A 12,065-nucleotide genomic window follows, 5' to 3' on the forward strand; every position below is an offset into this window, starting at 1 on the left:
CCTGACCGAAGCACTGGCTAAATCAGACCTTAAGGGATCCGTTTTTGATACCGCCGATGAAGATCTGCCATTCGGTGTCAGCGAAGCACAGCACCGGCCCGTTCCGATCCTTACTGTCCCGTACGGCACGGCCACCGTCGGGGAGTTCTGCCGTCTCCACACAGTTGTCCTGCTGAGCGCTCTGGCTGCTCTTGCGCCAGACGAGCGCCGGAGTGATCAGGTCCATAACCCTCTCCTCGTACCAATTAACTGTCTCAAAGGATGTGCATCCGCACTCCCAGCCGACGGATCCGCTCCCGGTAGCTGTACCGCTCCAGGTCCAGCAAGGTCCGTACAGCCTGCTGGGCCATTGGATGGTTGCGGACGAGTTGAGGTGCCGCTTTCTCGGCGCGTTCAAGTTCGGCCAGGGCGGCGTCGCGCTTGCCGCACCACAGTAGGCCTCGCGCGTAGTCAAGGTGGTGGTGTCCCACGCGACCGGACTGCATGCCTTTCGGGAGCCGAACCGTTTCTCCCCGGCTTACCGCCTTGGGCCCATCTCCGAGCTCGACGGCAACGGCGACGCCATGAATGTCGATGTTGGGCTGGTTGGTGCATAGATCGTAGTAATTGGTGCGCTGTCGAGCACCGAGCCGGGTGACCGCCTCGGCCGCGAGACGATGCCGCGACCACGCCTCGTCGGCGTCGTTCCTACGGGCAGCGGTGACTGCGGCCCGCAGTTGCAGGCCACCCCAGACGGCCAGAGCCTCAGGCTTACCCGCGACGTACTCGTCCTCGATGCTCGCGCAGGCCGAGTTGATCACGGTGAGCGCGTCATTCCACGAGTTGGAGGACCACAAGTTTCGTATCCGCAGATATGTGGATACGACCTCGTGGTACCGATCCCCTGAGCGTTCGGCGGCCCAACGGACTCGACCGGTGGCGATCAGAGAGAGATCGGCGTATCCCAAGCTGTAGGTGACCGAGTCCGCCGTCTGGTAAACGAACGCGAGCAGCCCGAACGCCGTACTCCGGTCAGGCTCGGTGTACAGATGAGTCGCAGCCTGGAGTTCGGAGAGTAGAGCCGGTAGCCCATCGGCCAGTTCCGTGTAACGGGCCTCTCGCCGTAACCAGCAGGCATGCTCGACGGCGGCGCGGAGGGCGTCCAGCGACCGCACTTCGCCGACCCATTCGGGGTCGAGGTCGTAGCGCTCCAGATGGCGGCGAATCTCGGGGATCGCAGAGTGTCCCCGATCCTCGGCGGGAGTGTCGCCCCGATAGGGGCGCGCGGTGAGTTCGTTCGGGTGCACGCGCAACACTCGGGCAACGGTGTTGATCAACGCGATGGAGTCAAGAGGGATGCTGTCGTTCTCGACGCCGGACACCCAGGACTGCGCTCGGCTGACGCGTCGGGCGAGTTCGGTCTGGGTGATGCCCAGGCGCTTACGCGCACGTCGTACGCGCTTTCCCACACTCTCCGCAGTCGGGTCTGAGTAGGTCATGGCCTCACGGTAACCTGCCTTGACTCTCTTGACTCCCTTCCTCGTCAAAGTATCAAGGACGTTGATGTCCACACCTCTCCGCACTCATAACTTCACTTTCCGTGAGGAGAGATGAGCGTGGAAGTGGCCGATACTCCCGTCACCTGACGGTCGGAGCAGCTGTCGAACGGACTCCAGTGGAAGCCCGCGGTGCTGGGTCTCTACGGACGCGCATCAACACAACGGACCGATGCTCTTGTTCGTGCAGCGCGAACCCGTCGTGTGGCGTGACGGGCGGAATCGCCGGAGTGGGAGATCGGCTGAAACGTCCGTTAGGGGCATGCCGTCCATGCGCGCAGCCGTTCAGGGCGTCCCGCGTTCCGATACGCCGAACTCCGTGAAGCACATCGGGCGCCGAAGCAGGTGACCAAACCCACCTGACAAACGCACCGCCCCTCACACGGAAACCCTTCGTCACCAGCCAAGGCACGGACATGGCCGGTGATACCGCCAGAGAAAACGGCTCTGCCAGGCGAGTGGCTTCGCCTGGCAGAGCCTCGCCTGCACACCGGAGGTGCAAACTGTGCTCAACCCTAGTAGAGCCATAAAGATCATCCGTATCCGTTGGCATGCCGAGCGTCCGCCCTCGCCTCTCGGCTGTCGTTGGTGCGGTCATCCCCCGTATGCGCACGACGCCGTCAGTCTGCCGCATCGGCCGGGGCACCTGTGGGAGCAGCCCACCTCGGCCCAGGTCCGTACCCGCATGACGGCCCGGCGTCGCCTCGGCCTGTGCGTCCGACTACCCGCGCCCCTCGCACCGGCCACCGTGACCCCGCGCCCGCCGAGCCACCCCCTCACGGAATCCCCCATCAGCCGGGGACGCCACGCGCGACCTGCCTCCCCGCCGTATGGGCGTGAATCGCCGCCGGGTATGCGGCCCGGCAGGCGCGAGTCGCACCGGAAGGGAGTGACGGTATGAGTGCACCTCCCATCGAGGCAGAGGCGGACGCGGAACACCTCCGGCACGAACCCGGCGACGACCCCCGCGCGCTGCGCACCCTGAGGCTCCGCTTCCCCGACTGGCGTCCCTGGTACGGCCACGCCACCGGACGCTGGTGGGCACTCTCCCCCACCCGATACCGGCAACGCATCGGCCTCGTCGAAGCCGACACCCCCGCCGAACTCGCCGCCCGCATCCAGCACATCGAGGACTTCCACCCCCACCCCGAACAAGCCCACCAGACAACCGACGAGGACCTCGGGGTCGCCGAAAACAACGCAGGCAACGAGAGGCAAGGGAGGTGACCGAGATGACCGCACGACTGCTGTCCGCACTCGCCGGAGTGCTCACTGACCGATTCCGGACGACGACCGACGCCCCCGACGCACCGGCCGCCACCACCTGGCCGCCCTACCCGGGCCGAATCCCCGGCTGGTCAACGACGCCGAACCACACCCCCGTCATCTCCCAGCGCTTCCCGGCCACCCCCGACCAGGTCAGAAACGCCCGCGCCTTCGTCGCCGACATCCTCGGCGACGACCACCCGCTCCGCGACGACGCCATGCTCCTAACCAGCGAGCTGGCCACCAACGCCGTCGAACACTCCACCAAACCGACCGACAGCGGGCCGACCGACACTCGACTGGTCGAGACCCGGCCGGTCGAGACCGAACCAACCGGCACCCGATCGGCTGACGCCGGAACAGCCGCCCCCGAGCCGAGGGACCCGCAACGGGAGTTCGTCGTCACGGTGGCCTTCACCCCGCACGGCGTCATCATCACCGTCCAGGACCCCGGCTCCGCGCAGATTCCCAGCGTCAGGAACTCCGACCTGGACGCCACCGGCGGCCGAGGACTCCTCCTCGTCAACGACCTCGCCACCCGCTGGGGCTTCCACCGCGACCCCACAGCAACCGTCATCTGGTTCGAACTCACCTGACAAACCGACAGCTCAAGAGGGAGGCGTTCACCGAGTGACGGCGGCCGGTATCAGACGCCGTGCGCGCGCCGGTGCGGCGACGTCGGCGAGTAGCCGGATCTCCTGATCGGTCGACATCGCGATGCCGGTCGGGGTTGGCACGAGCGCTCCCGACCGAATGTACCGACCTTGGGGCAGAGCCCGAATCTGCCCCAAGGTCAGTCCCTTTCGGCAGAAGCGGTCGCCCCGGCTTGGAGAACGGTCCATGATGCTCACGTGTTGTTCACCCCGAGTGCTGACCTTCTAACACAGAGGTATCGACGATGACGCGGCGCGAGCGACGGCCCCGGTTGATGGTCCTGCCGCATCGGTCCCGTTACGGTGGGGCCATGAGTGCCAACGCGTTGGAAATCCGCCTCCGCGAGGGGAGCGAACGGATTGATCTCGCGCGGTACACCGACACTCTCACCCAGGTCCAGCGTGCGCTGAACGACATCGACCATGTCCTCGCCCAGCGGAAAACCGTCAGACCCGCGTGGGTCGTGCAGGACCTCGGCCACGACGACCATGAGCTCGTCGTACGTCTGAGCGCCAGGGAGACTCCGCGCCGCGACCCCGCTTCCCTGCTCGCCTCCATCGACGCGCTGGTCTCCGGGGTGGAGCAGCTTCAGGAGACTCCCGAGGTTCCCCAGTACTACACCGCGACCACGGTGGAGCGGCTGTTGAAGATCGGGAAGCCCGGCAACGGCGTCCAGGAGGTATCCCTCGCCACGGTCAACGACACGGCCGGCCCTCATTTTCCGGTGTCCGAGCCGGTCCGGGAGCACGCCCGGCTCGCCATGACCGGAACGCAGGTCTCCCTCGGGTCGGTAGCCGGCTGGATCGACCAGATGAGCGTGCGCCGTCTGAACAAGGGCGTGTCCTCGGTGAGCCTGTTCGACCCCTCAACGCGACGGGCCGTTCTTGGACGGCTTCCCGCCGAGATGCAGGCCGTCGTCGAAAGCATGTGGCGCAGACGAGTACTGGCTCGTGGGACGGTATGGCGCAACGACCACGGACAGGTCGTCAAGATCGATATTGAACACCTGGAGCCTCTCCCGGAAGAGCCGGCAACACCCGCACCGGTCGCGGAGCTGCTGGGGATCGCACCGGACTGGCTGGGCGGTCAGAGCGTCGACGACTACATCCGGGAGGCGAGGCGTGCCTAGCCTCCCCCGCGTGTATCCCGACGCCAACGTGTACCTCGACTTGATCATCCGCAATGAGGACATCAACAAGAGCACGGGTGAGGAGCGGTGGCGCAGCGCCGCTGCGGTGTTCGAGGGAATCTTCACCCGGGAGGCCGAGATGGTTGCCTCTCCTCTGGTCGAAGCCGAGGTTCTGTGTAACGGCAACGCACGCCTACGCCGGGAACGTTCCGAGAAGGTACGCGAGCTGCTCCGAACGTGGTTCATCGCCCCTGGCACCATATGGGTTGACATAGATCGATACCTTGTCCGTGAAGCTGTTCGCCTCCGTGAGGCTTACGGATCGCAGCATGAAAAAGGCTCTAAGCCCTTCGGCGCGACCGACGCGTTGCACCTGGCAGCCGCACTCCGCGCGAAGTGCAGCTATTTCATGACATGCGATGAGGGTTTCCCCCTCGGACAGACCATTGACGGGATGAAGATCATCCGTCCCGACATCATATGGCCGGAAAAACTACGACTGGAGATGGAGTAGAAGCCCGAAGGCTCTGACAAACCGGTACGGCGCCGCCAGGAGCGATCACGACAACCCCCAGCCCGGTTTTGGGGAGTGCCGAAACCCCAGGTCAGCTTTACTTTCCCGGCCACCGGATGATCCTCTGTCCGGGTGGACCTTGACCAGTTCTTTGCGTTCGGACCCGAGGTGCCGTTCACCGCGAAACGGGTGTTCACCGACCGGGAGGAGTACATCCGAGCGTTTCAGCAGCGGATTGCCGCTCACCTCGCCGAGGAATGGCCCGTCGAGAGGCTGATGGATTTCCAGCGGCCCGCCCGGAACGTGATGGGACTGAGCGGAGAGGGCGGCATCGGGAAGTCCACGCTGATCCGTCACCTCGCCGATCTCGCCCAGGGCGGCGAGTTCGACGGGCTCCCGGATGACCGCGCGGTCGCCGTCATCGACTTCGCGGACCTGTCGAGCCAGAGCTTCGAAACGGTACTGCTCCGGGTACGCGCCGCGCTGGGACGTCTGGGCAGGTCGTGGCCCGCCTTCGACATCGCGCTCTCGGCGTACTGGGAGCGCAAGCACCCCGGCGAGTCCCTGGTCCGGTTCCTCGGAAAGTCCTCCTCGGTCGGGGCCGCCGCCGACTCGCTACGCCTGTCCGAGCGATCGCCTCAAGCGTCGACGGCCTGTTCATGGGGCTCGGTGCCGTCACGACCGCCTACCGGGTTCTCGATCTGGTCGGCGGCTCCGCACGGCAGTCGATCGCCCTGCGCCGGCTCCGGCGTGACCTACCGGCGTTCAGCCCGATCCTTCAGGAGGAGGATCCGGACAGGATGCTCGGCTACCTGCCGATCCTGCTGAGCGCGGACCTGGAGCGGATCCGCCGGAAGAGCCCGGTGCTGGCGCTCTGCGTACTGGACACGTTCGAGAACGTTCAGGTCCTGCCGCCCGAGCGGGGCGGGTTGGAGGACCTGGTCGTCCGGATGGCGTACCTGCTGCCCAACGTGTTCTTCACGGTCGGGAGCAGGCGCCCGCTGCGCTGGCATGACCCGGTACGCGGCGTCGGACTGACCTACGGCGGGGAGCGACGATGGCCAGGCCGAATCCCCGGCTGGTCGACGACGCCGAACCACACGCCCGTCATCTCCCAACGCTTTCCCGCCACCCCCGACCAGGTCAGAGGCGCCCGCGCCTTCGTCGCCGACATCCTCGGCGACGACCACCCACTGCGCGACGACGCCACCCTCCTCACCAGCGAACTCGCCACCAACGCCGTCGAACACACCACCAAACCGACCGAGACCCGGCCGGTCGAGACCGAACCAGCCGCTCACGAGCCGAAGGACCCGTCAAGAGAGTTCGTCGTCACGGTGGCCTTCACCCCACGCGGCGTCATCATCACCGTCCAAGACCCCGGCTCCACACAGATCCCCCACGTCAAGAACCCCAGCCTGAACGCCACCGGCGGCCGAGGACTCCTCCTCGTCAACGACCTCGCCACCCGCTGGGGCTTCCACCGCGACCCCACAACAACCGTCATCTGGTTCGAACTCACCTAACCACCCGGCGTGGCGACGCTGTCTTGGAGGAGCCGCGTCGCCACGCCTGAGCAGAAACGATCCGACGACTCTTGTCCCCTGCCGAAATCTCGGGATGGAACCAACATGATGACTGCAATCCGTAACGCCCCACTCGGATTCACCTAGATGCCGCCGGAATATTGGTCTGGCCACATTACAGTCAACTGCTCGGGATTAACGATGACCAAATCATGGCAATCACGCCATTCTCGAGCGCCTACTACTTCCCGTGATCAATCTATCACAAAAAAAAGATCTTGACTGATTCTCACTGCACCCACACACTCCTAAGAGTGTCCGAGGTTTTCGAGTTGCTTCAAAAGGATTCACAGAAAGGTTGATGTTGAAGTTTACGTATAAGTTAATTCGTGTGGTAACGGTTCTGGCTATTAGCGCTCCCGCGATCTACACCGCCAGCCCATCCGGAGCCGCGATTGCGGACGAAAAGCGAACGATCATCGCTTTCGCAAGAGAAACGCAGCCCATCATAAACCGTCCTACACTAGACTCCATCAAGCTTGCTGCGAAGCAGCAGAATATAAGCCTCGCTGAAGCCTTGGACGAGTACGTAGCGAAAATAGTAGCTAGCGATCCAAGCGTTACCGCAAGGGCCAGGAGCGAAGAGGTCGACGACACAGTTGAACCAGAGATTAAGATCGACGATCTTTGGCTCAGCGAGCTGACGGATCTCAAGCTCGTTGCCAAAACCAAAAACATTACCTTCGAAGAGGCGATTGAAAGCGTCGGCTGGCAGCCACGAATCAATCAACTGGGTGCCGAAATCGCGAAGACATATCCCGATGAAATCTCGGGCCTGGCCATCTTAAACAATGGCTATGGAGCTCGCATTGGCTTCAAGGGGGAGGTGCCGGAGCGAGCTGCCGCCTTAGCGAAAACCCTTCCAGTCGCTGTGGAGCTAGTTGGGAACAAAGGCTTTTCGGAAGCAGAGCTGAAGCAAACGCTCAACGCCGCTCACGATGCAATTTCCCAGCGAGCCGATCTCAAGGCCATCCACGGCAGCTATGATATAGAGACCGGCGTGGTTTCCTTCGAGGCGAGCCCTCGGATTGTACCGAAGGATGACACTGGACGGAAGCAGCTTCTTTCGCAGCTTAAGCCGGCACAGCCGACCAACAGAAAAATTAAGATCGTCCTAACGGTTGGCGAGGATACGAAGCCAGTCGCTCAGGATAACTACATGCGGGGCGGAGGGCATTTCAGCGGTTGCACTACCGGGTTCAATGTAACAAATGGAACGTCCTACCGGACAACTACCGCCAAGCACTGTGGTACCAGCGGATCCAGGACCTATTCAAACCACAGCGTGCAGGGGGGGAGCACGACTAGCGACTTTTACACCACCAACTCAAACTACGACATCGCCGCATGGACACGCGGTACGATGACACTGACCAGAACATTCTATTATGACTGGCATAGTCCACGGTATGCATACGACGTTGGATCCAGCCCGGTCATCGGACAGACGATCTGTCATTTCGGAGTAACATCCGGTGCGTCATGTAGCGAAATCGAAAGCACTAACGTCACCTTAACCAATGGCGGCGTCACCAGTCGTGGAATTATCGTCATGGAAAGTGACGTGAGCGACGGTGGAGACAGTGGAGGCCCTTGGTACTACGGCAACCGCGCCTGGGGAATTCACGGAGGTGTCTGTAGCGGAGGAGTGTGCGGGGGCGACGCATCGTCGTTCTTCTCTCCAGCATACTTGATTCCTAGTGTTATGGGTTCCTCCTGGTACGTTTGGACGGCACCCCCGGGTACGTGAATCGTGTGACGGGAAGCTGATCCAAACGATAGTATCCGGGCTCACGGCGAGCCCGGATACTATCGTTTAGAATTCCCGAGAAGGCGAGAAAAAGCAAATGACCGAGAGAAAGACAGCTTGCATTGCAGCGGTTTTTAGTTTGATTTTTATTCTCTCGGGATGCTCGACAAGTGCAAGCGATAGAGATTCAGTGAATAAAGTGTTTCTAATCGGCAATGACCCGAGGATCGTCGTTCACGGGGACACAGGAGGAGGGGAAGCTCTTCTTAACGGTCAATTAGTATACGATCCGGTAAGTAAATGTCTACGGATCAGCAATCTCGATCGGCGATCGAATGGCATAATTTTCCCTGTTTGGCCAAAGGGGAGCGAGCCGTTAAATCGCAACGGTAAGCGCGGGGTTGACGTCCCTGGAAGTGGGGTTGTCGCCGACGGCGATACGCTGAAGATCGCGGGTGGGTATGCCGACTGGAGTCAATCGACTCCTCCTGGTCTCAGTATTCCCAATGCATGCATGCTTGACGGTATCGAGTACTCCGTATTCGCGGTAAATCCGTTGGAGTCAATTATCCGTCAATAATTTTCCCCATATTGGGTCGATCATAAGTTCTGGAAATTCCAAGAAGGCCGGAAGACAAGTCCTTCCCCTGCTGAAACGGCAGCGGAGCAGGGGAATTTCCGGAAAATCTCAATACTTATGATCGCCTCAGTACCTCGCCGTCGACCTGCCACATAGCGCTCGTCCGCGACGACTGCTGGAAGGGTACGGCACCGACGCGGCCGATGGGGAGGCCTTTGATGCCTTACTTCCACTCGTGATCATGCACAAGTTGATCAACGCCCAAGCAGCAAGCGGAGGGAAGCGCCGAGGACTCCCGATGGCTCGCGGCCTGGCTGTCCGCAAACGCCCCCGATCTACTGCCTCTGGCTTCGGTGCCGTGATCAGATTCCCGGTAGAAGCACGTGCTCCAATTCCACGCGGAGAACATGGCGAACATCAGCAGGTCTTCGCAGCGTGTGACCCGCTCCGGGGATGACGATCAGACGAGCGTTGAGGCTCCTGGCCTGCTCCAGTGGGGTTACCCGATCCTCGTCTCCATGGATCAGAAGCAACGGACGCCGAATCGCGGCTCCTGATCCACCGGAGAACTCACCGCGGAGCAGCTCTGCGTGATGGGCCTGGAACTTCGGTGCGGCTCTGCTCCAGCTCTCCAGATCGACCACGGCTGACCTGGCGATCCCGACCGCGAACACATCGGTGATCGCCAAGGCCCGTAAGGCGGTGTACCCGCCGGCGCTGGCCCCCCAGATCGTCACCCGCCCAGGATCCGCTCGACCGGCGGAAACCAGGTGACAAACCGCATCAGCGCAATCGGTGGCATCGACAAGCCCCCATCGATGACGAAGACCTAACCGATACGCGCGGCCGTACCCAGTACTCCCCCGGTAGTCGACATCAACGACGGCGAAACCCCTGCTCGTGAAGTAATGCGCGTGGAGGTCCAGCCGCAGCGGCCAATTCGCCGTCGGCCCCGGATGAGCCCGTACAAGCAGTGGCGGAGGCCCATCGCTTCCTCCCAAGGGCGGGTAGTAGAGGCCGTACGCCCCCCCGTCGCGGGTGCCGAAAGTGAAAGGTTCCGGCCGGACGAGCGATGCCTGGTCAAGGGTGACATCGGCCGGTGTGAGCTCATGAACGGCACCGCTGGCCTCGGCCAACGCGACTGTGGGCAACCAAGTGGGACTGGAGCCGATGAAGGCGACTTTCTCGTCTGCCGTCGCCAGGTAGGGCTTGATCGAGGTGTACGGCAACGCGAGCCGTTCCACATCACCGCCGGAGCGCTTCACGACCAAGGAGTGCAGCGGCCCCTGCTGAATGACGGCCATGACCTGGTCACCCTGAAAAACATAGGTGCGATACCCAAACTCCCAGGGAGCCGCCGCGACCTCGAACTTCCCCGTGATGACCGGCTCGGCATGGCCGTCGCGCCAGGCGTACAGATTCCACCAGCCCGAGCGGTCAGAAACGAAGTGCAATACCCCGTCGTCGCTCCACCGCGGCTGGCACACCGACTCCTCGTCCCCGCCCGCAACCAGCCTCGTACCGGTAAGCGCACCATCAGGCCCGATGTCGGCCAGCCAGAGCCGGGAACCGTCCCACGGCATGAGCGGCGCGTTCCATGAGACCCAGGCGAGCTGCTTCCCATCAGGACTGGGCTCCGGGGACATGTAGAAGTCCTCGCCAGAGGCGATGATCGACGGTTCAGCCGACAGAAGGACCAGCTCGTTGTGGACGCCGGTCTCTTCGTGACGTTCCCGTACGCAGACCAGCTCGCCGGTGCCCGGAAGAAGACGAAGGTCGGCATAGCGCCAGGTTCCCGACGACGCGGGGGTCACCGGCACGGGGTGTCCGCCGTCGCGTACGTGATAGACCCGCTGGTCATCCGCGTTGCAGAACCACAGATCCCGCTCGGCGGCCAGGTAAGCACCTCCGCCGTACTCATGCACGTAGGAAGCGACGTGGAACCCCTCCGGCAGCACGTCCTGGCGGCCGTCGGCAGCGGTCCACCGCACCAACACATCCCCGCTCGGTCGTCCCTCGATCCAGTAGACGGTCTCACCGACCGCTTGGACCGCGTCGTACGAGACGGTGGCGCGGGCGACGACCTCAGCGGGGATAGGGCTCACTCTTGCAATGATCGGACGAAGTCATCCAGTTCGCGGCACACCGACAACCACCAGGATGCCGTAGACATCGCCTCGATCAGGATCCGGCTACGTGACCGCTCAATGAGCTGCCGGGCTTGGCGGATCAACGAAACGGCGGGTAGCCACCAGCGCGGCCAGATCGGGGGCGAGCCGGAATTCCACCGTGTCCAGATCAGGGTGATCGTGCCAGTGCATCCGAGCCTGATCAACAGCGCCGTCAAACCGGGGTGGCCAGTGCCGGGCCGGAGTCAGGTCGTCAATGACCAGCGTTCCGCCAGGGCTCAGTAGCCGATACGGATCAGCCGGGAGTTCACCGTACTTTCCTTGCCCACCGCCGTCGAGCACGAGCAGGTCATACGGCCCATCCCGATAAATCTCCTTCCAGTCACCGTGAATCACCGACACATGTGGATGATCGGAAAACAGCTGGGTGGCCAGCACCGACCGATCCGCATTCGCTTCGACGCTGACCAGCCGGGTCCCCGGCCGAGCTCCCGACACCAGCCAGGCAAGCCCTACCCCGCATCCGGTCCCGGTCTCCCCGATCACCTCGGCACCGGCCGCCAGCGCGTACAGCAACCTGCCCTGCTCAGGGCGGCAAGATGACCCGAAGCCGGCCCGCCGAGCGGTCTCCACAGCCCGTCCCACCAACGGCGGTAATCCCGCCAGATCGGTATACGCCGCCGTACCTTCAACCGACATCACCCCAGGCTAATCTCGACTGAGGTCAGCCAGGAGGCCCTGGACGCTCTTGCTGCCCCTCATGATCCTGCGCAGGCTGATCGACGCTCACGCCGAAGGACTCGGTGAGGACTCCCGGCGGCTCGCCTCCTGGTTGGCCACGAACGCCCCTGACCTCGCGCTTCTGGCCGCGCCGGAATCATCGCGGTGAGCATCGTGGTGAGCGCGGGTCGGGCCGGCGGCC

General features: G+C 63.1%; 12 protein-coding genes. 7 read left to right on the forward strand and 5 right to left on the reverse strand.

Annotated elements, in window-relative coordinates:
- Positions 1 to 22: 22 nt before the first annotated feature.
- Both ACIBH4_RS07100 and ACIBH4_RS07105 read right to left on the reverse strand, forming a co-directional pair.
- Positions 23 to 226: a DUF397 domain-containing protein gene (locus ACIBH4_RS07100; RefSeq protein WP_362764238.1), complete on the reverse strand. Its 204-nt coding sequence runs from the start codon at positions 224 to 226 to the stop codon at positions 23 to 25.
- A 28-nt stretch (positions 227 to 254) separates the two neighbouring features.
- A complete protein-coding gene (locus ACIBH4_RS07105) occupies positions 255 to 1,478 on the reverse strand; it encodes a helix-turn-helix transcriptional regulator (RefSeq protein ID WP_362764236.1) in 1,224 nt (407 codons plus the stop codon).
- Positions 1,479 to 2,432: 954 nt separating this feature from the next.
- Here ACIBH4_RS07105 and ACIBH4_RS07110 point away from each other — a divergent pair.
- The 4 genes from ACIBH4_RS07110 (at position 2,433) to ACIBH4_RS07125 (ending at position 5,098) form a co-directional block, all read left to right on the forward strand.
- Complete coding sequence (locus ACIBH4_RS07110) at positions 2,433 to 2,762, forward strand: hypothetical protein (protein ID WP_362764233.1); 330 nt, start codon at positions 2,433 to 2,435, stop codon at positions 2,760 to 2,762.
- Between the two features lie 5 nt (positions 2,763 to 2,767).
- Positions 2,768 to 3,397 carry an ATP-binding protein gene (locus ACIBH4_RS07115; protein WP_362764231.1) on the forward strand — a complete coding sequence of 210 codons (630 nt, stop codon included), beginning with the start codon at positions 2,768 to 2,770 and terminating at the stop codon, positions 3,395 to 3,397.
- Between the two features lie 368 nt (positions 3,398 to 3,765).
- Complete coding sequence (locus ACIBH4_RS07120; RefSeq protein ID WP_362764228.1) at positions 3,766 to 4,584, forward strand: hypothetical protein; 819 nt, start codon at positions 3,766 to 3,768, stop codon at positions 4,582 to 4,584.
- 10 nt (positions 4,585 to 4,594) lie between these two features.
- Entirely contained in the window at positions 4,595 to 5,098 is a 504-nt protein-coding gene (locus ACIBH4_RS07125) for a PIN domain-containing protein (protein ID WP_362764225.1), read from the forward strand.
- A 45-nt stretch (positions 5,099 to 5,143) separates the two neighbouring features.
- On the opposite strand, the gene ACIBH4_RS07130 is transcribed toward ACIBH4_RS07125, so the two are convergent.
- Entirely contained in the window at positions 5,144 to 5,650 is a 507-nt protein-coding gene (locus tag ACIBH4_RS07130; protein WP_362764222.1) for a hypothetical protein, read from the reverse strand.
- A gap of 107 nt (positions 5,651 to 5,757) precedes the next feature.
- Here ACIBH4_RS07130 and ACIBH4_RS07135 point away from each other — a divergent pair, with 107 nt between their 5' ends.
- Together ACIBH4_RS07135 and ACIBH4_RS07140 are read left to right on the forward strand one after the other, a co-directional pair.
- Positions 5,758 to 6,624 carry an ATP-binding protein gene (locus ACIBH4_RS07135; RefSeq protein ID WP_362764219.1) on the forward strand — a complete coding sequence of 289 codons (867 nt, stop codon included), beginning with the start codon at positions 5,758 to 5,760 and terminating at the stop codon, positions 6,622 to 6,624.
- 361 nt (positions 6,625 to 6,985) lie between these two features.
- Positions 6,986 to 8,434, forward strand: a complete 1,449-nt coding sequence (locus ACIBH4_RS07140; protein ID WP_362764216.1) for a S1 family peptidase — start codon at positions 6,986 to 6,988, stop codon at positions 8,432 to 8,434.
- A 942-nt stretch (positions 8,435 to 9,376) separates the two neighbouring features.
- On the opposite strand, the gene ACIBH4_RS07145 is transcribed toward ACIBH4_RS07140, so the two are convergent.
- Both ACIBH4_RS07145 and ACIBH4_RS07150 read right to left on the reverse strand, forming a co-directional pair.
- Positions 9,377 to 11,119 carry a prolyl oligopeptidase family serine peptidase gene (locus ACIBH4_RS07145; RefSeq protein ID WP_362764214.1) on the reverse strand — a complete coding sequence of 581 codons (1,743 nt, stop codon included), beginning with the start codon at positions 11,117 to 11,119 and terminating at the stop codon, positions 9,377 to 9,379.
- A gap of 99 nt (positions 11,120 to 11,218) precedes the next feature.
- Positions 11,219 to 11,842: a class I SAM-dependent methyltransferase gene (locus ACIBH4_RS07150; RefSeq protein ID WP_362764211.1), complete on the reverse strand. Its 624-nt coding sequence runs from the start codon at positions 11,840 to 11,842 to the stop codon at positions 11,219 to 11,221.
- A gap of 49 nt (positions 11,843 to 11,891) precedes the next feature.
- Here ACIBH4_RS07150 and ACIBH4_RS07155 point away from each other — a divergent pair, with 49 nt between their 5' ends.
- The gene (locus tag ACIBH4_RS07155; protein ID WP_362764208.1) at positions 11,892 to 12,032 is read left to right on the forward strand and encodes a hypothetical protein; all 141 of its coding nucleotides are present in this window, start codon (positions 11,892 to 11,894) and stop codon (positions 12,030 to 12,032) included.
- Positions 12,033 to 12,065: the final 33 nt, after the last annotated feature.

The organism is Streptosporangium sp. NPDC050284 (assembly GCF_044459525.1).
GTDB lineage: Bacteria > Actinomycetota > Actinomycetes > Streptosporangiales > Streptosporangiaceae > Streptosporangium.

Bases quoted from the DNA above. Each gene is read 5' to 3' on its own strand.
- ACIBH4_RS07115 (WP_362764231.1), top strand. From the start codon at position 2,768: ATGACCGCACGACTGCTGTCCGCACTCGCCGGAGTGCTCACTGACCGA.
- ACIBH4_RS07120 (WP_362764228.1), top strand. From the start codon at position 3,766: ATGAGTGCCAACGCGTTGGAAATCCGCCTCCGCGAGGGGAGCGAACGG.
- ACIBH4_RS07135 (WP_362764219.1), top strand. From the start codon at position 5,758: ATGGGGCTCGGTGCCGTCACGACCGCCTACCGGGTTCTCGATCTGGTC.
- ACIBH4_RS07105 (WP_362764236.1), bottom strand. From the start codon at position 1,478: ATGACCTACTCAGACCCGACTGCGGAGAGTGTGGGAAAGCGCGTACGA.
- ACIBH4_RS07110 (WP_362764233.1), top strand. From the start codon at position 2,433: ATGAGTGCACCTCCCATCGAGGCAGAGGCGGACGCGGAACACCTCCGG.
- ACIBH4_RS07140 (WP_362764216.1), top strand. From the start codon at position 6,986: ATGTTGAAGTTTACGTATAAGTTAATTCGTGTGGTAACGGTTCTGGCT.
- ACIBH4_RS07100 (WP_362764238.1), bottom strand. From the start codon at position 226: ATGGACCTGATCACTCCGGCGCTCGTCTGGCGCAAGAGCAGCCAGAGC.
- ACIBH4_RS07150 (WP_362764211.1), bottom strand. From the start codon at position 11,842: ATGTCGGTTGAAGGTACGGCGGCGTATACCGATCTGGCGGGATTACCG.